This window comes from Frateuria sp. GZRR35, assembly GCF_051900415.1.
GTDB lineage: Bacteria > Pseudomonadota > Gammaproteobacteria > Xanthomonadales > Rhodanobacteraceae > Frateuria_A.
Map to the genome: position 1 here is coordinate 173,422 of NZ_JBHZGL010000004.1, position 19,983 is coordinate 193,404.

The window sequence follows — 19,983 nt, forward strand, 5'->3', positions numbered from 1 at the left end:
CGGCTCCCTTCGACCAGTCTGTGTCACACAAGGCCGCGCGCGACGGCACGCCTTCTGTCGGAGTGCCCCTGCGCCTGACCGGGTATTTCCCGGAATCACCATGCATGGCGGTCGCGCACAGGTGCGCTGCTACAGGGCGTCTGGATATTTCCGTATTCGGACAAAGAAAAGGCCTTGCATCGCTGCAAGGCCTTTCAATATGGCGCCCGAAGTTGGACTCGAACCAACGACCCCCTGATTAACAGTCAAGTGCTCTAACCAGCTGAGCTATTCGGGCGGGGCGAGCTGCGTAGTTTGAATAGCGCCGCGCGGGCTGTCAAGCGGCCGGAGCTGTCTCGGCACCCTCCGCACGCACTCGGTAGCAGGGCACGTAGGCCGAGCCGCCGGGGAGCTTCATGCGGTGCTGACCGACGAAGGCCTGCAGCAGGGCGTCCAGCGCCCGCATGATGTCCGCCTCGCCGTCGATGTCGAACGGGCCGTTCTCCTCGATCGCGCGCACACCCTCTTCCTTCACGTTGCCGGCGACGATGCCGGAGAACGCGCGACGCAGGTCCGCGGCCAGCTCGTGGCGCGGACGGCCGCGATGCAGGGCCAATGCACGCATCGCCTCGTGGGTCGGGCGGAACGGCAGTTGGAAGGCGAACGGGATGTCCAGCGCCCAGTTGAAGAAGAACGCGTCCTTGGTGTCCAGGCGATGGTTGCGCACCTTGTCGATGCCCTTGACCATCGCGCGCGCCACCGCGGCCGGATCGTCAACGATGATCTGGTAGTGCTGCGCCACTTCCTCGCCCAGCGAGAGCTTGAGGAAGCGGTCGATCTGCTCGAAGTAGGCGGCGGATTGCTTCGGGCCGGTGAAGATCAGCGGGAACGGGACGCCGGCGTTCGACGGATGCAGCAGGATGCCGAGCAGGTAGAGGATCTCCTCCGCCGTGCCCACGCCGCCCGGAAACACCACAATGCCGTGCGCCATGCGGACGAAGGCCTCCAGGCGCTTCTCGATGTCCGGCATGATGACGAGCTGGTTGACGATCGGGTTGGGCGACTCGGCCGCGATGATGCCCGGCTCGGTGATGCCGATGTAGCGGTTGTTGCGCCGCCGCTGCTTGGCGTGGGCGATGGTGGCGCCCTTCATCGGGCCCTTCATGGCGCCCGGGCCGCAGCCGGTGCAGATGTCCAGACCGCGCAGGCCCATCTGGTAGCCGACCGATTTGGTGTACTCGTATTCGTCGCGCGAGATCGAGTGGCCGCCCCAGCACACGACCAGGTTGGGGTCGATGTGCGGCTTGAGGATGCGCGCGTTGCGCAGGATCTCGAACACCGCATGGGTGATGCCGACGGTGTCGTCCAGGTCGAAACCACCCTGCTCCAGCTGCGTCGACACGTAGACGATGTCGCGCACCACCGCGACCAGCAATTCGTTGATGCCTCGGATGATCTGTCCGTCGACGAACGCCTGCGCGGGTGCATGGGAGAGCTCGATCTTGATGCCGCGATCCTGCTGCAGCACCTGGATGTCGAAGTCGGGATACTGCTCGAACATCGTGCGCGGGTCATCGCTGATGTTGCCGGAAGTGAGCACGGCCAGGGCGCAGCGACGCAACAGGGCGTGCAGGCCCGAGCCGCTGGCGTCGCGCAGACGGGCGACTTCATTGCGCGAGAGGATGTCCAGTCCGCCCGCCGGCGAGATGCGCGCGCTGACGGTGGCGGGCTTGCCGGCACGGCCGGCGTGGGTGTCGTTCATGCTTGCCTTCTCCTGCCGCTGACGGTGTCCGGCTTGATGCCTGGGCCGTGGCGGACCGTGTAGCTTCCCGCGCCTTGACGTGAAGGGTCAAGCATAAAAAAAGCCGGCGCCCTTGCGGGTGCCGGCTCCAGACGATGCAGCTTCAGTGGATCAGAAGCTGTAACGCACCGTCAGCATCGCGGACCAGCGCGAAACCACGTTGGTCTTGGTGTTGCGACCGGCGTCGTAAACGATCTTCTGTTCCGGCTCGTAGTTGCCGTTCTCGTCGGTCGGCAGGTCATAGACGTACTGGCCCTGGGCGTTCACACCCGAATAGTCGGCAAGGTCACGCGTGTACGGGAAGCCCACATAGTGCGTCTGACCCCAGTCGCTGTTGACCAGGTTCAGGAAGTTGTAGACGTCCAGGCGCAACTCGCCCTTGTTGCCCTTGAAGATGCCCGGGATTTCCTGGCGGAAGCTCAGGTCGACCTGGTTCACCCATGCCGAGCGCGTGCCGTTGCGCTTGGCAATTTCGCCCTGGTGCTTGTTCAAGTAGCTGTCGCTGCGGATGAAATCCCAGAACTGCTGGATGACCGCCGGATCGGTGCCCGCGGCGAAGGCGACCTTCGAGTCGCCACCGGCCGTCGGGATGTACACCAGGTCGGACCCACGGTAGGAGTCGCCGTTGGCGTCGTTGCCGAACACCCAGCTGTACGGCTGGCCTTCGTGGCCGTCATAGAACGCGCTGATGGCGGTGGTGTAATCACCGAAGAAGCGATGCTGCCAGGTCAGAGCGGCGGTAACGCGGCGGCCGACGTTGTAGTTCGACGTCGAAGCCACGTCCTCGTTCGGGTTCACCCAGACGCTGTTGCTGTAGTTGGAGCTGGCCTGGCTGGAGGTGCCCGGGTTCACTTCGGTCGAGTGGCCCAGGGTCACGCCCACGCTGCCGAACCAGGACTCGGAGAACGGCTTCTTCAGCGAGAGCGTCAGGCTGTCGGCCGAACCCTTGTGGGTGTTGGTCAGCAACGTCGAGCTGCCGGAGAACGCCTTGTTCTGGTTGGCACGGGCATCGCCCGAGCTACCCGCCTCGCCCGGCGTCTTCCAGTACTGGAAGCGGCCGTCCGGCAGCTGGCCGGTCGGCGTGCCGATATTGATGTTCTGGTAGAGGATGCCGTTGCGCACGTCGATGTGCTGGTACTCGGCCGAACCGATCACGCCCAAGAACGGCAGCTCGCGGTCCAACGCCAGGCTGAACTTCCACACGGAAGGCAGCTTGAAGTTCGGATCGACGGTGTCGACGTTCATCTGCGCGCCGGCCGGCGGCGGCAGGTTCTGGTTGAAAGGATCGGGGCTGAACACTGGCAGCGTATTACCCAGGCCAGGCTGCACGCCGTAGTCGTTGTACACCTGGTAGGTGGTCGTGGTCATACCGTTGTTCTGGTACGGATTGGTCGCCCACACGGTCGGCGGATTCGACTGGAACAGGCCCACGCCGCCACGCAGCTGGGTCATGCGCTCGGTGTCGAAGTTGTAGTTGAACGACAGGCGCGGCTCGACGACGCGCATGCCGTCGATGGTGTTGTCGTTGCGGTAGCCGAAGGCCTGCTCGAAGGTCGGGTTGTAGACCGGCTTGTCACCCGTCTTGACCAGATTCAGGCGCACGCCGTACTGCAGCGACAGGTTGTCGCTGGCCTGCCAGGTGTCCTGCAAGAAGAAGGCGTACTGGCGCAGCGTCCACTGGGCGGCCACGTCGTCGAGCGTGTAACCGTCGGCCGGCTGGTAGATGTTGTACGAGCCGTAGATGCCCTTCTCGAAATTGTCGATGCCGTAGAAGGTGTAAGCGCCGAACTGGGTGCGGCCGAACAGGTTGTAGATCTCGCTCTGCTGGAAGTCGACGCCGCCCTTGAGCGTGTGGTCGCCCAGGTAGTAGTTGCCGGCAAGGAAGCCGCGCCAGGTCTTCACGTCCAGCACGTTGTAGTGGCTGTACTGGTCTTCGCCCAGGTCGACGTAGGGCGTGCTGCCGTGCTGCTTGCCCGGGGTCTTGCTGTCGGGGCCGTCCACCCGCACGCCGACGTCAACGAACACCTGCGGCTGCTGGGTTTCGACCGAACGCACCTGCTGGAAGCGCTGGTAGCCGATCTTGGCTTCGGTGGAGAAGTTCTCGGACCAGTCGTCGAAGAACTGCAGCACCGTGTTCTTGGTGTCGCTGTTCTTGGTGTACCAGTAGCTGGTCAGGCCGATCGCGGTCGAGCTGTTGCCCTGCACGATGGGCTGGGTTTCCTTGGTGCGCTGGTAGGTCAGGCTGGCGCGGTGGTTGTTGGAGATGTTCCAGTCCAGCTTGGCCAGGTAGCGCTTGTCTTCCAGGTCGACGTTGCCGCCGCTGAAGGTGCCAGGGCTCAGGCCCAGCGCGTTGGCGGCGTCGATGATGCGCTGCAGGTCACCCGGGGAGACCTTGTTGGAGGTCGACGGGCCGTTGCCCAGGCTCGGATCCAGGCCGTTGGCCGAGTCGGCGCCCAGGCCGACGGTCTTCTCCTTCTCGTAGTTGACGAAGAAGAACAGCTTGTCCTTGACGATCGGGCCGCCCAGCGTGAAGCCCGCGGTCCAGTCGCGCTTGTAGCCGTTGTACGGCTCGTCTTCCAGATCACCAACCAGCTTGTTGGCGTTGCGGTAGGCGTAGTAGACCGAACCGTGAAAGTCGTTGGTGCCGGACTTGGTCACCGCGTCGATGCTGGCGCCCACGGCGTCGGAGGTGACGTCGTAGTTGGCCGTGGAGATGTTGTACTCGTCGATGGTGTCGACCGAGATCGGCGAACCCACGTACGGCAGGCCATTGGAGTTCAGGCCGAAGGGGTCGCCCTGGCCCACGCCGTCGACGCTGATCGAGTTGTAGCGGCTGTTCATGCCCATCATCGAGATCGAGCTGTCGCCCGGATCGGTGATGGAGACGCGCGGGTCGAGGCGCGCGATGTCGGTGATCGAGCGGCTGGCCGACGGCGTGGCGACCAGCTCGCGATGCGAGACGCTGGTGCCCATACCCTTGTTGTCGGCCGTGAAGGTGTTCATCAGCGCCGAGGCGTTGACGGTCACGGCACCGAGGTTCTGTGCCTCGACGGCAGCCATCTTCAGGTTGACCGCGGAGGTCTGGCCCAGCTGCAGGTAGACGTTGCCCTGCTCGCCCTGGTCGAGGCCGGACTTGGTCGCGGTGATATCGAACGGACCACCCACGCGCAGACCCTGCGCGGCGTAGCGGCCGGAAGCATCGGTAGTCACCACCTTGGTGGTGCCCGAGGGCTCATGCACGATCGTGACGGTGGCGTTGGCGACCGGCTGGCCCGCGGCATCGACCACCTGACCGGCAACCGCCGAGGAGGTGACGTTCTGCGCGATGGCAGGCGCCGCGCCCACCGCCAGCAACGTGGCGATGGCAAACGGCAGGGCCTTGGCACGAATTGAACTGTTCATCGTTATATCGACCTGTATTGGTTTGCAACGGAAAAATTCGATGTCGGAACAAAAACATGCCGATGCCAGGCTTCGGGCCAGGCATGCGTCGCGTGCTTGTGTTTCCCCTAACTTCTTGGCGCAGCTATCGTCCAGCAGCGATGGGGCCACCCCATCTACCAACCAGTTGTTAAGCAAACTTAACGATAGTTTATGACAAGATCGAGACCGATTCACCCCTTTTCGCGGAGATGGTTCAGCCGCCGGTCTTGCCGAGGTATCGCGCTCGCTTGGCGGGCTTGAGGTTGGCCAGGTCGAGCATCACCAGGCCGTCGACGCAACCGGAAAAGCCCGGGTCTTCGCCAAAGTCCAGGAACTGCACACCCTCGGGCTCGACCAGGTCGACGTACTGGCGATAGAGCACCGGCAGGCTTACGCCCAGCGCGTCCAGGTGGTGCTTGAGCTTGCCCAACCCCTCCTGCGCACCCAGACCTTCGAGGGCCTGGCGCACCAGCCCGATCACGCCGGGTGAGATCACGAACGGCTGCCGCGCGGAGGCCAGGCCGGGCTTGCCGAAATAATGCTGATGCGCGGCGGCGATCCACTCGCGCGCCTCGCGGGGCAGATTGACCGACATGCTCACCGGACCGAACAGGTAACGCAGCTCCGGATGCCGCTGCAGGTAGAGGCCGATGCCCTGCCACAATTGGTCCAGCGCGCGCGAGCGCCAGTACGCCGGCGCGATGAAGCTGCGGCCCAGTTCCAGTCCCTGCGCCAGGCGCGACTCCAGCGCCGGCGAATAGTTGAAGAGACTTGCGGTGTAGAGCCCGCCCAGGCCGCGCTCGGCGATCAGCCGCCCGCCATGGCCGAAGCGATAGGAACCGACGATGCGCAGCGCGGCCGGGTCCCACAGCAGCAGGTGTTCGTAGTGCGGATCGAACGCGTCCAGGTCGCGCCGCGCGTTGGTGCCCTCGCCCACCTTGCGGAAGGTCAGTTCGCGCAGGCGGCCGATCTCGCGCAACACCGCGCTGTCGGCCGCGCCCTTGAACAGCCACGCCTGTTTGCCGTCGCTGAGGTCCGCCAGCTTCTCGCCCTGCCCCTGCAGCTCCGAAGCCACCCGTTCGGCCGGCTCAGGATGGGCCAGCGGCACCTGGCCACCGAAGATCAGTCCGCGCCGCCGACCGACGCGGTAGACGTGGCGGCGCATCAACCGGGCGGCCCGCTCGGGCGAATCGCCGCTGCGCTCGAACAACTCCTCCGCGCTGATCAGCGCGCCGACGCTGAGGCCGATCCGCCGCTTGATCGGTGCCACCGCCTCGCGCGGTAGCATGGCCGTGCTGAGCGGCTTGGCCAGCATCGACAGCCCGTAGAAGGCGGCCGAATTGCGCGCAGCCACGTGTACCGGCAGGACCGGTGCGCGGCTGTGCCTGGCCAGCCGCGCAAAACCGTCCGACCATTTGCCGTCACGCACGCCGCCCGGCCCCATGCGCGAGACCTCGCCCGCGGGAAACACGATCAACGCGCTGCCCTGCGTCAGCGCGCGGTAGACGCCACGCAACCGCGAGGCCGCGCCCTTGCCGAACACATCCACCGGAAGCAACAGCCGGCGCAGCGGTTCGATCGCGGCAAGCCAGTCGTTGCCCAGGATCCGCACGTCGGGGCGCACCGAGCCGATCAGCTGCAGCAGCGCCAGCGCATCGACCATGCCCAATGGATGGTTGGCGACGACCAGCACCGGTCCCTCGGTCGGGATGTGCTCGCGCTCGCGCGGACTGACGTGATAACTCGCGCCGAGCACCTCCAGCGCACGCTCGACGAAATCGAAACCCTCGACCTTGCCCACGGCATCGAGCACGCGGTTGAAGCCCGCCTCGTCGGCCAGGCGCCCAAGCAAACCGGCTACCGGCCGGCGGAGCCGCGGATGTTGCGCCAGCCATGGCAGGCGTTCGACTAGGTTCCGTTCGACGCTGAGCATGACCGCCTCCTGGTGTTTTCGCCCATGCTGGACGCCAAGTATGACAGGCGCAGGACGGCTCTTGAGTGCCACCACGACACAAACATGCGCGTGCGCACGGTAGATCGCGGACATCCGCAGGGCGGGTTTCAGCCCACCGGTTCTTTGCGGGAACAGGGATGGTGGGCTGAAGCCCGCCCTGCGAAAGCAGCCTGCGTCAGACCTGCATATGCAGGAACGCCGCCACGCCGCCCATGAACATCTGCACCGACAGCGCGATCAGCAGCATGCCCATCACGCGCTCGAGCGCGGTCAGCACGCTCTCGCCGAGCCAGCGGAACAAATAGGTGGAGGACAGCAAGATTGCCGAGGTCGCCAGCCAGGCCAGCAGCAGCGCCGTGGCCCAATCGGCGGTACGGCCCGGCGAGGTATTGGTCAGCAGCAGCAGCGCGGCCATCGCCGACGGGCCGGCGACGCCGGGGATCGCCATCGGAACGATGAAGGGCTCGCCTTCGCCCGGCTTGCCGAAAATGCCGCCCTCCGGCGGCGGGAACACCATCCGGATGCCGATCAGGAACAGCACGATGCCGCCGGCAATGCTGATCGACTCCTGACGCAGCTGCAGCAGCTTGAGGATGTGCTGTCCACCGATCAGGAAACCCAGCAGCACTCCCAGCGCGATCAGAAGCTCCCGGATCATCACCACGCGCCGGCGCTTGGGCGGCACGTGCTTGAGCAGACTCAGGAAGAAAGGGATGTTGCCGAGCGGATCCATGATCAGGAACAGCAAGATGCCCGCCGAGAGGGTGGTCATCTGCGTTTCCATGGCGCATTTCCTTTTATCGAGACTGGAACAGCATTGTAGGAGCCCGCTTGCGGGCGATGCCTTTTTGTACGGCCTGGAAAGGCATCGCCCGCAAACGGGCTTCTACAGGGTTATCGGGCTCAGGGCTGGCGCAGGTCCAGCATCGCGCCGCGTGCGGCGTTGCCTTGAGGTCCAAGCAGCCACACCGCCGCGTCGGCCGCCGCATCGGGCAGCGGCTGGGTGTTGGGGTCTTCGCCGAAATACGCCAGGTGCCGCATCGCCGTGCGCATCGGCGCGGGCAGCAGCGCATGCGTGCGGATGGCGGTGCTGTCGGTTTCCTGGTGCAGGATCTCGACGAGACGTTCCAGTGCCGCCTTGGACACGCCGTAGGCGCCCCAGTGCGCGCGGTTGACCAGCTCCGGGTTGTCCAGCACGAACACCACCGATGCGTCGGGCGCCTTGGCCAGCAGCGGCAGGCAGGCCTGGGTCAGGGCGAACGGTGCGGACACGTTGATGTGCATCGTGCGCAGCCACTCGTCCGGCTTGTGCATGTTGATCGGGGTGAGGCCGCCGAAGCTGGCGGCGCAGTGCACGATGCCGTCCAGGCGGCCGAGGTCGCGCTCCAGTCCGTCGGCCAGCGCCTCGTAGTCGCGCGGCGTGGCGGCTTCCATGTCCAGCGGATGGATCACCGGCTCGGGCAGGTGTTCGGCCACGATCAGGTCGTAGAGCTGCTCGAGCTGGCGCTTGCGCTTGCCGGTGATCACCAGGGTGGCGCCTGCGCGCGCCGCGGCCAGCGACACCGCGCGGCCAAGCCCGCCGTAGGCACCGGTGACCAGCACCACCCGACCGGCCAGGCTGTCGGCCGCGGGCGCGATGTCCTGCGGCAGGCGTGCGATCGGCAGCGTCATGCGCGCACCGCGCCGCTGACGTCCAGGGCCATGCGGGCCAGTTCGCCGGAGGACTTCAGGTCCTCGACGATGTCGCAGCCGCCGATCAGCTCGCCCTGGATGAACAGCTGCGGGAAGGTCGGCCAGTTGGCGAAGTGCGGCAGCGCGGCACGCACTTCCGGGTCGGCCAGTACGTTCACGGCATGGACGCTTGCACCCGAGTCCTTGAGCGCCTGCGCGGCGCGGGCGGAAAAGCCGCACATCGGGAACTGCGGCGTGCCCTTCATGAAAAGCACCATGGGGTGATCGGCGAGCACCGCCTTGATTCGCTCGTTAACGTCCATAGCTCGGGGGTTCTACAATGCGTGCAGGACCACAAGTGTACCAGCCGCACACGGCCCGCCGCCCGGCAGGCCCGCCCGGCTTCCCCTTAGCTGCAAGCCCAAGGAGTCCCTCAATGGCGATCGAACTTCCCCCCCTTCCGTACGAAAAGAACGCGCTGGAGCCGCACATCTCCGCCGAGACGCTCGAGTTCCATCACGACAAGCACCACGCCGCTTACGTGACCAACCTCAACAAGCTGATCGCGGGCACCGAGTTCGAGGGGATGGCGCTTGAGGAGATCGTCCGCAAGTCGTCCGGTGGCGTGTTCAACAACGCCGCGCAGACCTGGAACCACACCTTCTACTGGAACTCGATGAAGCCCAACGGCGGCGGCGAGCCGACCGGCAAGCTGGCCGACGCGATCAACAAGGCGTTCGGCTCGGTCGACAAGTTCAAGGAAGAGTTCGCCAAGATGGGCGCGAGCAACTTCGGCTCGGGCTGGACCTGGCTGGTGCAGCGTCCGGACGGTTCGCTGGGCATCGTCAACACGTCCAACGCCGGCACGCCGATCACCGGCAGCGACAAGCCGCTGTTCACCTGCGACGTGTGGGAGCACGCCTACTACATCGACTATCGCAACGCGCGCCCGAAGTATCTGGAGAACTTCTGGAACGTGGTGAACTGGGAATTTGCCGCCAGCAACATGGCGTGAAACAAAAAGCGGAGCCATCGGCTCCGCTTTTTCGTAGGGTGGGCCTCAGCCCTTTCCAGCGGGTGGGCCGAAGCCACGCCCGCTACCCCAGTCGGTCGTCGGCCAGGTGGTAATGCGGATCCCTGGCCGGATCGACCTCGACCATGCTGCCGGCCTTGTGCAGCAATTCGGCGCAGTCCGTGCTCAGGTGCCGCAGGTGCAAACGCTTGCCGAGCTTCTGGTAGCGCTCGGCCAGCGCATCGATTGCCTCGATGGCCGAATGGTCCATCACCTTGGCGCGGCCGAATTCCACGACGACCTCCGCGGGGTCGTTCTTTGGCGAAAACAGGTTCTGGAAGTTCTTGGCCGAGGCGAAGAACAGCGTTCCCTCCAGCTCATAGACCCTGGTGTCATCGGCCTCCAGCCGGGTGCGTACGGCAATCTGACTGGCATGCTGCCAGGCGAACACCAGCGCGGAGATCACCACCCCCAGCACCACGGCGACCGCCAGGTCGGTGAAGATGGTCACCACCGTGACCGCCACGATCACCAGCGCATCGGCCCGCGGCACCTTGCCCAGCACGCGCACGCTGCCCCACTCGAACGTCTTGGCCGACACCACGAACATCACGCCGATCAGCGCAGCCAGCGGAATGCGCTCGATCAGGCTGGAACCGAACAGGATGAAGCTGAGCAACCCCAGCCCCGCCACCACGCCGGACAGGCGATGGGTGGCGCCCGCGCCGACGTTGATCATGCTCTGTCCGATCATGGCGCAACCGCCCATGCCGCCGAACAGCCCGGTGACCACGTTGGCGGTGCCCTGCGCGAGGCATTCCCGGTTGGGCTTGCCGCGTGTGTCGGTCATCTCATCGATCAGGTTGAGCGTGAGCAGCGACTCGATCAGGCCCACCGTGGCCATGATCAGCGCGTACGGGAACACGATGCGCAACGTGGCCAGGTTCCACGGCACATCCGGCAGGTGGAAGCTGGGCAGGCCTCCCTTGATCGAGGCAAGGTCGCCAACCGTGCGCGTCTGGATGCCGGCAACGTTCGTCAACAACGCGATCGCCACGATCGCCACCAGGGCCGAGGGCACGGTACGGGTCAGGCGCGGCAGCAAGTAAATGATCGCCATCGCCAGGGTGACCAGCCCCAGCATGGTCCACAGCGCCTGCCCGCTCACCCATTGCCCGTGCTGCTGGAAGTGCGGCAGCTGGGCCAGGAAGATCACGATCGCCAGGCCGTTGACGAAACCGAGCATCACCGGGTGCGGCACCATGCGAATGAACTTGCCCAGCCGCAAGGCGCCGAACAGCAATTGCAGCAGGCCCATCAAGACAACGGCTGCGAACAGGTATTGCACGCCGTGCTGCACCACCAACGCCACGATCACCACGGCGATCGCCCCGGTGGCGCCCGAGATCATGCCCGGACGGCCGCCCAGCATCGCCGTGATAAGGCACATCATGAAGGCGGCATACAGGCCGGTGAGAGGATTGACGTGGGCGATCACGGCAAAGGCGATCGCCTCGGGGACCAGCGCGAACGCGACAGTCAGGCCGGACAGGACGTTGTTCCTGACCAGGGTCGGGGAGAGCTTCATGGGAAACCTTCGAACAGCAACGGATCGCGCCTCCGCGATGGCTGCAGAGGGCGTTCCGTGGGACGCGGGGAGCGCAGCGACCGATGACCGCGCGCAGGAGGAAACGTGCTGTAGCGAAGGCGACTTACACTGGCGGAGACTCTCGCGCTGTTGCGCGGCCGCGCAATCCGGCCGCGCAGGATAGCAGATGCACGCAGGACATCCGAGGCGAAGGCCGGGGCACGCCAACGCGCTTTCGTAGGGTGGGCTTCAGCCCACCAGCCGCCCCCCGGAAAAGACGCGGCGGCTGAAGCCTACCTACTCGACTGCGTCCGGCGACTTCGAGAGCCATCGCAGGAACTCGCCTTTCGGCGACCGCCGTCATACGCGTCGCACGTAGGCAGGCCCCTGCAAACGCTTCAGACAGGTTACGCGAGCACCTGCAGCACGGGGCTGGCCTGGTCGTCACGGCCCAGCAAACCGGCGACATGCGCGACGCGCCCGGCCAGTGCGCCCTCGTCGGGTGCGCAGACGGTGGCATGTCCCACCTTGCGACCGGGGCGCGCCTGCTTGCCGTAGTCATGCCAGTGCGCGTCGGTCGTGGTCAGCACTGGCGCGGGATCGGGCAGATCGCCGATCCAGTTGAACATGCACGACAGCCCGCGGGCACCAGTGTCGCCCAGGGGCATGCCGAGCACCGCGCGCACGTGGTTCTCGAACTGGCTGGTGTGCGCACCCTCGATGGTCCAATGGCCCGAGTTATGGACGCGCGGGGCCATTTCGTTGCCCAGCAGCTGACCGTCCTTGACGAACAACTCCAGTGCGAACACGCCCACGTACTCCAGCCGCTCGGCCAGCGTGCGGGCCAGGTCGGTGGCGCGGCGTTGCAGTTCGTCGATGTCGGGGGCTGGCGCCAGGCTCAGGCTCAGCACACCGTCCGTGTGCCAATTGCGGGTCAGCGGCCAGGTACGGAAATCACCCTCGCGGCTACGCACGGCGATCACGGAGAGCTCGCGCTCGAACGGCACGAACGCTTCCAGGATCAGCCCATGCACGGCGCCCTGCGCGCCCAGGGCGTCCCATGCGGCGTCGGCGTCGGCGGCCGCCTTCAGGCGGAACTGACCCTTGCCGTCGTAACCCAGGCGGCGGGTCTTGAGGATGGCCGGGGCGCCGACCTCGGCGATCGCACGGTCGAGGTCATCACGGGTGTCCACGGCCACGAACGCAGGCGTATCGAGCCCGCATTCGCGGAACAACGTCTTCTCGGCAAGCCGGTCCTGTGCCACGGCCAGCGCGCCAGGCACCGGCGACACGGCCACGCGCCCGGCCAGCCAGTGCGCGGTCTCGGCCGGTACGTTCTCGAAATCGAATGTCACCACGTCGACCATCGCGGCAAAGCGATCCAGCGCCTCGTAATCCTTCCAGTCGGCGACCACCAGCGGCGCGACCTGCCCGGCGCAGGCGTCGGCGACGCTGTCGACCACCAGCGTCTTGACGCCCAGCGGCGCGGCGGCGAGCGCCAGCATGCGCGCCAGCTGGCCGCCGCCCAGAATGCCCAGCACGGGTTGACGGCGCGGGCTCATGCGCGCGGGTCCGGCTGGTCGAGCACGCTTTGCGTCTGATTCGCACGGTAGGCTTCCAGCGCCTGCGCGATGGCCCGGTCATGTAGCGCCAGCACGGAGGCGGCCAGCAAACCCGCGTTCACCGCGCCGGCGCGGCCGATCGCCAACGTGCCGACCGGGATGCCTGCCGGCATCTGCGCGATCGAAAGCAGCGAGTCCATGCCGTTGAGCGCCTTGGACTGGACCGGCACGCCCAGCACCGGCAGCCGCGTCTTGGCCGCCAGCATGCCTGGCAGGTGGGCGGCTCCGCCGGCGCCGGCAACGATCACCTCGATCCCGCGACCGACGGCCTCTTCGGCATAGCGAAACAGCAGGTCGGGCGTGCGATGGGCGGACACTACGCGCACCTCGTGCGGCACGCCCAACTGGTCAAGAACGGCAGCGGCGTGCTCCATGGTTTCCCAGTCCGATCGGGAACCCATCACCACGCCCACACGGGCCGGCTTGGCGGTCGAAGTCATGGTTCTGCCATCCCAAAAGGGCTATTGTACGGGCTTTCCGCACGACACCCCACCGCCATGGACAAGCGCCTGCTCGATATCCTGTGCTGCCCGGTCAGCAAGACGCCCGTCCGTCTGCTCGCGCGTGGAGAGCTGGAAGCGATCAACACCGCCATCGAGCGCGGCGAGGTCGACACCGTCGCAGGTGCGCGCGTCCAGCAACGGCTGGGTGAAGGCCTCATCACCGTGGACCGCAAGGTGGTCTACCGGGTCGACGACGGCATCCCGGTCATGCTCCCCGAGGAAGGCATCGGGACGGTGCAGTTGAAGGACTTTCCGGCAACTGCCTGAAACGACTTTTCGAAAAAGTGAACGGCGCCATCCTTTTACACATGGCGTGGACTAATGTGTACGCCAGTGCATGAGTCGTTCACGTTTCCTCGCTTAAGGTCCAATTTCGCGTGGCCGGGCAGCCGTGGTCGTCGGCAAGGGATGCTTCAGGGGTGTGGCGATGAAAGAAGCCAATGAGACTAACAAGGTCGTCAGCCTGAGCCAGCGGCAGGAGTCTGCCGAGCGCGTGGGCGACCTGCTCGGCGCCGTGCGCACGATCGCCGGCCGCCGCCTCCAGCTTCTCCTGGGCAATATGTTCGAGCACGTCGACGACGCCCTGTTCGACCTGGCCGAGAAGGCCGAGAACAACGCCGCCCAGATGCATTACTTCGACGGCATGCGCGAAGTGCGCAAGCGCCGCCCGATGGTCGAACGCAGCTTTCTGGCGCAGGTCAGCCGTGAACTGACCAGCATGACCACGCGCCCTGCTCCCGCGCACTCGGCCAGCCCCTCGCTTGCCCCGGTAGAGTTGTCGCTGGTGGCCGAGAACGAACTGGAGGAATCGCTCGCGATCACCAGCATGACGGCCAAGAACGAGTCGCGCCTGGCGCGCGACCTGTTCGCCGTCAACCAGCGGCTGTCGGTGATCTGTGGCGGCATCAAGATCGAGGACGGCAGCAACCCGGTGGCGCCCGCCGCGCTGGCGCAGGCATTCCGCCAGGCCATGCGCGAACTGGCCGCGGAGATGCGCGTCAAGCTCATCATCTACAAGCTGTTCGACCGCTACGTGCTCTCCGCGCTGGAAGAGCTGTACCAGGAAATCAACACCGAGCTGGTGCGCGCAGGCGTATTGCCGCAGCTCCGCCACGAGGTAGTGCGCGGCGAAGGCCCCGCCGCCACGACGGGCCCTTCGGCTGCGCAGGGCGTTGCCGCCGGCACCGACGGCGCGGGCGACACCGACACGGAAGCCGAGCTGGCCAGCGAGTTGCTGCATACCGTGCGTGCCTTGTTCAGCGCACGCAGGGCGCAGGCCGCCGGCGGCATCGCGGCTGTCGGTGGCGGCATGGGGACCGGCGCCCGGGGCGGGTCCCTCGCAATGCCCACGGCGAACGAACTGCTTGGCGCGCTCAGCGTGCTGCAGAGCCAGCTTGCGGCCGGCCCCATCCCGACCGTGCAATCGATGGACCCGACCATGGTCGGCCGCGAAGTCGTCCAGCTGAAAGAGCAACTGCTTGGTCAGATCGGCGCCCTGCGCGGCGAACGCCCCGGCCAGGTCGCGGCGATCGATGAAGACACCATCGACCTGGTCGGCATGCTGTTCGAATTCATTCTGGCCGACAACACCCTGCCGGCCGAGATGCAGGTGTTGCTGGCCCGGCTGCAGATCCCCTATCTCAAGGCCGCGATCCTCGACCGCAAGTTGTTCGCGCACCGCCATCATCCGGCGCGTCGCCTGCTCGACGGCCTTGCCGAACTGGCCAAGGGCTGGTCGGAGGAGTCCGACCGCGACCATCGCGTCTTCGACAAGATCAAGTCCATCGTTGAGCGGCTGTTGCACGACTTCGACGACGACATGGGCCTGTTCGAGCGCCTGGGCGACGAACTGCTGGCATTCCAGGAACAAAGCCGCAAGCGGGCAGAACTGGCCGAGCAACGCGTGGCCGAATCGGCACGTGGCCGCGAGAAGCTGGAACTGGCCCGCCGTCGCGCTGCCCGCGAAATCCTCGACCGCATTGGCAGCCAGACCCTGCCGCCGCTCATCCATGGCGTGCTGGCGCGTGCGTGGGCCAACCATCTGGTGCTGACGATCCTGCGCCAGGGCGACGATTCGCCGGCGTTTGCCGACGCGTTGCGCTTCGTCAACGAGTTCATCGCCAGCGCCCGCCCTGTACACACCACCGATGACCGTCGTGCCCTTCTGCGCATGCTGCCCGGTATCGAGCGGGCGCTGCGTCGAGGCCTGGCCAATGTGGCGTTCCAGGAAAGCGACATCGAGCGGCTGCTTGGCCAGCTGCACGCCTACTACCGGCAGCAGTTGGGCGAGATCACGCCCGAGAGCACTGCCGAAGACGTGGCGCTGCCGATACCGGAAAGCATCCAGCCCATCCTGGACGCCGACACGGCCGAGCCCGAGCCGGCAGAAGACCAGCCGACGGCAGTTGCCCTGGACAGCGGTGAGCTGATCGAGGTCGAGCAGCTCAAAGCAGGCACGTGGCTGGAGTTCTGCCCCACCGGCGATGCGGTCACCCGCGCCAAGCTGTCGTGGATCAGCCCGATGAGTGGGCGCTACCTGTTCGTCAACCGGCGCGGCCTGAAGGTGGGCGACTATGCGCCGCAGGAGCTCGCCGCGGCGCTGGCTGCCGGCAGCGCGCGCATCCTGCCGTCCGAACCGCTGTTCGATCGTGCGATGGGCGCCATTGTCGATCGCCTGAGCCAGGCAGCTGCGGCAGGCACCGACGACCTGGCCTGAACACAGCGGGCTTCGCCCGCTTGTGGGTCGGACCGTGATATCGCCGGAACACGCTGGGGTTTGCTTTGGTGCAAAGGTGCATCGCCCGCATCCTGTCAGGAGCTGAGGCGATGGATACGGCCTGTCCCGCTAGTCGGTCGAGCAACCCTCCACGCAGCACCTTGCGTGGGCGGCGTCCCGGCGCCCGGGGACGCTCGAACCCTCGCCTCGGTTATCCTTGCCGGCTGGCCGGCGCGACTGAAGATCATCTCCGGCGCCGTCACTCACACCACCGAATGGATGCCGCATGCCTGACGTGCCCCCCCTCGATCCGCCTGATATCCGCCTGATCGACGCGGACGTCGAACGTGCCTTTGCCGAAGACTTTGGCACCGGTGACGCCACTGCGGATCTGCTGCCGGCCGATGCCCATGCCAGCGCGGCGCTGACCTGCCGCGAAGACGCGGTAATGGCTGGCATTCCCTGGTTCGATGCCTGCTTCCGCAAGCTCGATCCCGACGTGACCATCGATTGGCGGGTCCGCGACGGTGAGCGCGTGGTCGCGGGCAGCGTGATCTGCCACCTGCGCGGACGCGCACGCGCGCTGGTCAGCGCCGAACGCTCGGCGCTCAACTTCCTTCAGTTGCTCTCGGGCACGGCCACCATCACGGCTGCCTACGTGGTCGCCGTCGCCGGCACCGCCGTGCGCGTGCTGGATACGCGCAAGACCGTGCCGGGTCTGCGGCTGGCACAGAAATACGCTGTGCGATGCGGCGGTGGCCACAATCACCGGATCGGTCTGTTCGACGCGATTCTGGTAAAGGAAAACCACATCGCCGCTGCAGGCGGGATCGAGCCAGCCGTGGCCGAGGCGCGCCGCCTGCATCCCACGCTGCTGCTGGAAGTCGAGGTAGAAACCCTCGACGAACTGCGGCGGGCCATCGACGCGGGCGTGGATCGCATCATGCTCGACAATTTCACACCGGCGATGATGAGCGAAGCGGTCGCCGTGGCCGCAGGCCGTGTTGCGCTGGAAATCTCCGGCAACGTGGATCTGGACACCATCGGCAGTTATGCCCGCACTGGCGTGGACTTCATTTCGGTTGGTGCGCTCACCAAGCACGTGCGCGCGATCGATCTGTCGCTGCGTCTGCAACTGGATAGCTGAGGGCGCACGGGCGTCACTACGCGGCTCGCAGGACGCTGCCTGTACGCAATTGCGCGGTCGATCCGCGATCGGGTACCGCGCGAGCTTCTGCCATGGGTCGTACCTTGCCCTTGGCCTGCGGCACCCACACACTCCACCCATGAGCCAAGTTTCCGACCTGATCGCCCTGACGGCGCTTGCTGCCCTGGCGGGCGCGTGGCTCAAGTTCACCCGCGCCCGCGAGCGGGCGGTGGACGAAGCGCGCCGGCAGTGTTCGCAACATGGCCTGCAACTGCTGGATGAGACGGTGGGTTTGAGGAGCCTGCGCTGGCGACGGGTCGACGGCAGGCGACAGCTCGAGCTCGGTTACGTATTCGAGGTCAGCGCGCATGGCGACGATCGCCTGGATGGGCGTCTGTGGATGCACGGCGACCGGCTTGCGGGGTTGAGCCTGCCCAAGGCAGACACACCTCTGCCCGAAGCGGAATCTCACCGTATCGGGACGCCGGACAACGTCATTCCGCTCCGAGCGCGGCGACCGCGGATCGGGCAGTAACGCCTCGCATCCGCGGTAGGTTGCCAAGGTGATGGAAGGCACTAGCGTAAGTAGGAGCGCACCTGTGCGCGACCGCCATGCCTCCGGTCTCACACAGGCGCGCGCCTGCAGGAAACCGGCTCCCGCAAGGGAGTCAGCGGTGCTGGCCTACTTCACAACCCGCAGATGGGGTGAACGCCGGGGTTTCTCCGGGGCTTCGCCGGACGGGCCGGAATCGTCCGGACCGGGCGCCGGGGGCGGAGGGTCGCCATCCTCGGTCGGAAACATCATGCCCTGCCCGTTTTCCTGCGCGTACAGCGCGAGCACGGCCTGCACCGGAATGCGGATCGCCTGACTGACCCCGGAAAAGCGCGCCTGGAAACCGATGTAGTCGTTGCCGAGCTCGAGGTTGGCCACCGCGCGCATCGCGAGGTTGAGCACCACCTGCCCGTTCTTGACCACCTGTGGAGGCACACGCACGCCCTCGACGGTGGCGTCCACCAGCACGTACGGAGTCAACTGGTTGTCGGTGATCCAGTCGTAAATCGCTCGCAAGAGGTACGGGCGATTGGAGCTCATCGGCGGCGAACGATCTGTCATCGGTCCACGCCGGTCATGGCCGCATCGCCCGTTCTTCGTTGGTCAGGCTGCGTGCGTAACCCTGGCTGTGGAACAGGCGCTCGCCGTAGTCGACGATCGGCTTGCCCTCGCGGCCAAGATCCACGCCCAGCCACGGCAAGCGCCAGACCACCGGGGCGACCAGGCAGTCGACCAGGCTCATTTCGGGATTCAGGAAAAACTTGGCCGCCTTGAACAAGGGCAGCGAAGCGAGCAGATGCTCACGCAGGCGCTTGCGCGCGGCGTCGGCGGGACGGCCGCCGGCACGGATGGTGTCCACCTCGGGCAGCCAGTCGCGCTCAATGCGCACGGTCGCCAGGCGAAGGCGCGCACGCGAGAGCGGATCGATCGGCATCAGCGGTGGATGCGGGTAGCGCTCGTCCAGATATTCGCAGACGACCGCGGTGTCATAGAGGGTCAGGTCGCGATCGACCAGGGTCGGCGTGCTGCCGTAGGGATTGAGGTCGAGCAGGTCTTCCGGTGGCTTGGCCGGATCGACCAGCACACGCTCGTAGCTGACGCCCTTGGCCGCGAGCACCAGTCGCGCGCGATGGCACTGGATGTCGTCGGCGGTGGTGTACAGGGTCAGTACGGTACGCGAACGAGCGCTTTGCACCATGCGCTTTTTCTCCCCTTGTATAAGCGATGCGGCGGCGCTTAATGGCCGCCGCATCCGAGGCTGGCAGGCGTCCGGATTAGTGGACGTCCTTCCAGTATTCCTTCTTCAGTGCATAGGCCAGCAGGGTGAACAGCGCCAGGAACAGGATCACCCAGATACCGTAGGCGTGGCGCTGAAGCGCGGCCGGCTCGGCGACGTAGGCCAGGAAGTTGGTCAGGTCGCGCGCTGCCTGCTTGTACTGCTCGGGCGTCATGCGGCCGGGCTGGGACAGCTCCAGCTTTTCCACTTCCTCGCTGCCGGGCTTCTTCACCGCGGTCTGCACGCCCTGCAGCTCCCACAGCGGGAACGGCATGGAGGCGTTCGGGAACACCGTGTTGTTCCAGCCCACCGGACGGCTCGGGTCGACGTAGAAGCTGTTGAGGTAGCCATACACCCAGTCGGCCGTCTTGGCGCGCACTTCCAGCGACAGGTCCGGCGGAGCCTTGCCGAACCACTGCTTGGCCTGGTCCTCGGGCATGTGCGAGATCACCGGCTCGCCGAACTTGGCGCCGGTGAAGTTGAGGTTCTCCATCACCTCTTTCTCGGTCAGGCCCAGGTCTTCGGCAATGCGCGAATAACGCTGGTACTGGAGCGAGTGGCAACCCACGCAGTAGTTGAAGAACAGGCGCGCGCCGCGCTGCAGCGAAGCCTGGTCGCGCAGGTTCACGCCAGCCGACGGCAGCTCCGCGCCGCCCTCGGAGGCCAGGACCTGGGTGCTGCCCACGAGCAGGCCCAGGGCGAGCGTCATCGAAAGGAGAATGTGCTTCATCAGTAGCT

The 19,983-nt window shown here is 66.1% G+C and carries 17 protein-coding genes and 1 tRNA gene; 5 read left to right on the plus strand and 13 right to left on the minus strand.

Going from position 1 to position 19,983, the window contains the following annotated elements; genetic code table 11:
* Window positions 1–200 precede the first annotated feature (200 nt).
* The 7 genes from ACFWZ3_RS07050 to grxD all read right to left on the minus strand — a co-directional run bounded on the left by ACFWZ3_RS07050 (window position 201) and on the right by grxD (window position 9,151).
* Window positions 201–277: transfer RNA gene (locus tag ACFWZ3_RS07050), tRNA-Asn, on the minus strand.
* A 39-nt stretch (window positions 278–316) separates the two neighbouring features.
* Window positions 317–1,741 (minus strand): nucleotide 5'-monophosphate nucleosidase PpnN, encoded by a 1,425-nt coding sequence (gene ppnN, locus ACFWZ3_RS07055; RefSeq protein WP_439707028.1) that lies wholly within the window; start codon window positions 1,739–1,741, stop codon window positions 317–319.
* A 150-nt stretch (window positions 1,742–1,891) separates the two neighbouring features.
* Window positions 1,892–5,182, minus strand: a complete 3,291-nt coding sequence (locus tag ACFWZ3_RS07060; RefSeq protein WP_439707029.1) for a TonB-dependent receptor — start codon at window positions 5,180–5,182, stop codon at window positions 1,892–1,894.
* Window positions 5,183–5,417: 235 nt separating this feature from the next.
* Complete coding sequence (locus ACFWZ3_RS07065) at window positions 5,418–7,136, minus strand: GNAT family N-acyltransferase (protein ID WP_439707030.1); 1,719 nt, start codon at window positions 7,134–7,136, stop codon at window positions 5,418–5,420.
* A 196-nt stretch (window positions 7,137–7,332) separates the two neighbouring features.
* The gene (locus ACFWZ3_RS07070; protein WP_209620113.1) at window positions 7,333–7,929 is read right to left on the minus strand and encodes a YhgN family NAAT transporter; all 597 of its coding nucleotides are present in this window, start codon (window positions 7,927–7,929) and stop codon (window positions 7,333–7,335) included.
* Window positions 7,930–8,060: 131 nt separating this feature from the next.
* Window positions 8,061–8,828 (minus strand): SDR family NAD(P)-dependent oxidoreductase, encoded by a 768-nt coding sequence (locus tag ACFWZ3_RS07075; protein WP_439707031.1) that lies wholly within the window; start codon window positions 8,826–8,828, stop codon window positions 8,061–8,063.
* On the minus strand, window positions 8,825–9,151 hold the full coding sequence (grxD, locus tag ACFWZ3_RS07080; RefSeq protein WP_439707032.1) for a Grx4 family monothiol glutaredoxin: 327 nt from the start codon (window positions 9,149–9,151) through the stop codon (window positions 8,825–8,827). Before grxD ends, ACFWZ3_RS07075 begins: the two co-directional genes overlap by 4 nt.
* 113 nt (window positions 9,152–9,264) lie before the next feature.
* On the opposite strand from grxD, the gene ACFWZ3_RS07085 reads away from it, so the two are divergent.
* Window positions 9,265–9,843 (plus strand): superoxide dismutase, encoded by a 579-nt coding sequence (locus tag ACFWZ3_RS07085; RefSeq protein ID WP_439707033.1) that lies wholly within the window; start codon window positions 9,265–9,267, stop codon window positions 9,841–9,843.
* Window positions 9,844–9,925: 82 nt separating this feature from the next.
* Here ACFWZ3_RS07085 and ACFWZ3_RS07090 read toward each other — a convergent pair whose 3' ends face one another.
* The 3 genes from ACFWZ3_RS07090 to purE form a co-directional block, all read right to left on the minus strand.
* Window positions 9,926–11,428, minus strand: a complete 1,503-nt coding sequence (locus ACFWZ3_RS07090; RefSeq protein ID WP_439707034.1) for a SulP family inorganic anion transporter — start codon at window positions 11,426–11,428, stop codon at window positions 9,926–9,928.
* Window positions 11,429–11,835: 407 nt separating this feature from the next.
* Entirely contained in the window at window positions 11,836–12,990 is a 1,155-nt protein-coding gene (locus ACFWZ3_RS07095; RefSeq protein WP_439707035.1) for a 5-(carboxyamino)imidazole ribonucleotide synthase, read from the minus strand.
* The gene (gene purE / locus ACFWZ3_RS07100; protein ID WP_439707036.1) at window positions 12,987–13,490 is read right to left on the minus strand and encodes a 5-(carboxyamino)imidazole ribonucleotide mutase; all 504 of its coding nucleotides are present in this window, start codon (window positions 13,488–13,490) and stop codon (window positions 12,987–12,989) included. Before purE ends, ACFWZ3_RS07095 begins: the two co-directional genes overlap by 4 nt.
* Before the next feature lie 57 nt (window positions 13,491–13,547).
* Between purE and ACFWZ3_RS07105 the strand changes: the two genes are divergently transcribed.
* The 4 genes from ACFWZ3_RS07105 to ACFWZ3_RS07120 all read left to right on the plus strand — a co-directional run bounded on the left by ACFWZ3_RS07105 (window position 13,548) and on the right by ACFWZ3_RS07120 (window position 17,951).
* Window positions 13,548–13,820 (plus strand): Trm112 family protein, encoded by a 273-nt coding sequence (locus ACFWZ3_RS07105; protein ID WP_209620023.1) that lies wholly within the window; start codon window positions 13,548–13,550, stop codon window positions 13,818–13,820.
* A gap of 160 nt (window positions 13,821–13,980) precedes the next feature.
* Entirely contained in the window at window positions 13,981–16,269 is a 2,289-nt protein-coding gene (locus ACFWZ3_RS07110; protein ID WP_439707037.1) for a DUF1631 domain-containing protein, read from the plus strand.
* Between the two features lie 286 nt (window positions 16,270–16,555).
* Window positions 16,556–17,416, plus strand: coding sequence for a carboxylating nicotinate-nucleotide diphosphorylase (gene nadC / locus ACFWZ3_RS07115; RefSeq protein ID WP_439707038.1), 861 nt, complete (start codon window positions 16,556–16,558; stop codon window positions 17,414–17,416).
* 139 nt (window positions 17,417–17,555) lie between these two features.
* On the plus strand, window positions 17,556–17,951 hold the full coding sequence (locus ACFWZ3_RS07120) for a DUF3301 domain-containing protein (protein WP_439707039.1): 396 nt from the start codon (window positions 17,556–17,558) through the stop codon (window positions 17,949–17,951).
* A 147-nt stretch (window positions 17,952–18,098) separates the two neighbouring features.
* Here the strand turns inward: ACFWZ3_RS07120 and ACFWZ3_RS07125 are convergent, their stop codons facing one another.
* The 3 genes from ACFWZ3_RS07125 to ACFWZ3_RS07135 all read right to left on the minus strand — a co-directional run bounded on the left by ACFWZ3_RS07125 (window position 18,099) and on the right by ACFWZ3_RS07135 (window position 19,975).
* The gene (locus ACFWZ3_RS07125; RefSeq protein WP_439707040.1) at window positions 18,099–18,530 is read right to left on the minus strand and encodes a ClpXP protease specificity-enhancing factor; all 432 of its coding nucleotides are present in this window, start codon (window positions 18,528–18,530) and stop codon (window positions 18,099–18,101) included.
* 13 nt (window positions 18,531–18,543) lie between these two features.
* Window positions 18,544–19,167, minus strand: a complete 624-nt coding sequence (locus ACFWZ3_RS07130; RefSeq protein ID WP_439702368.1) for a glutathione S-transferase N-terminal domain-containing protein — start codon at window positions 19,165–19,167, stop codon at window positions 18,544–18,546.
* Between the two features lie 76 nt (window positions 19,168–19,243).
* Complete coding sequence (locus tag ACFWZ3_RS07135) at window positions 19,244–19,975, minus strand: cytochrome c1 (RefSeq protein WP_439707041.1); 732 nt, start codon at window positions 19,973–19,975, stop codon at window positions 19,244–19,246.
* Window positions 19,976–19,983: the final 8 nt, after the last annotated feature.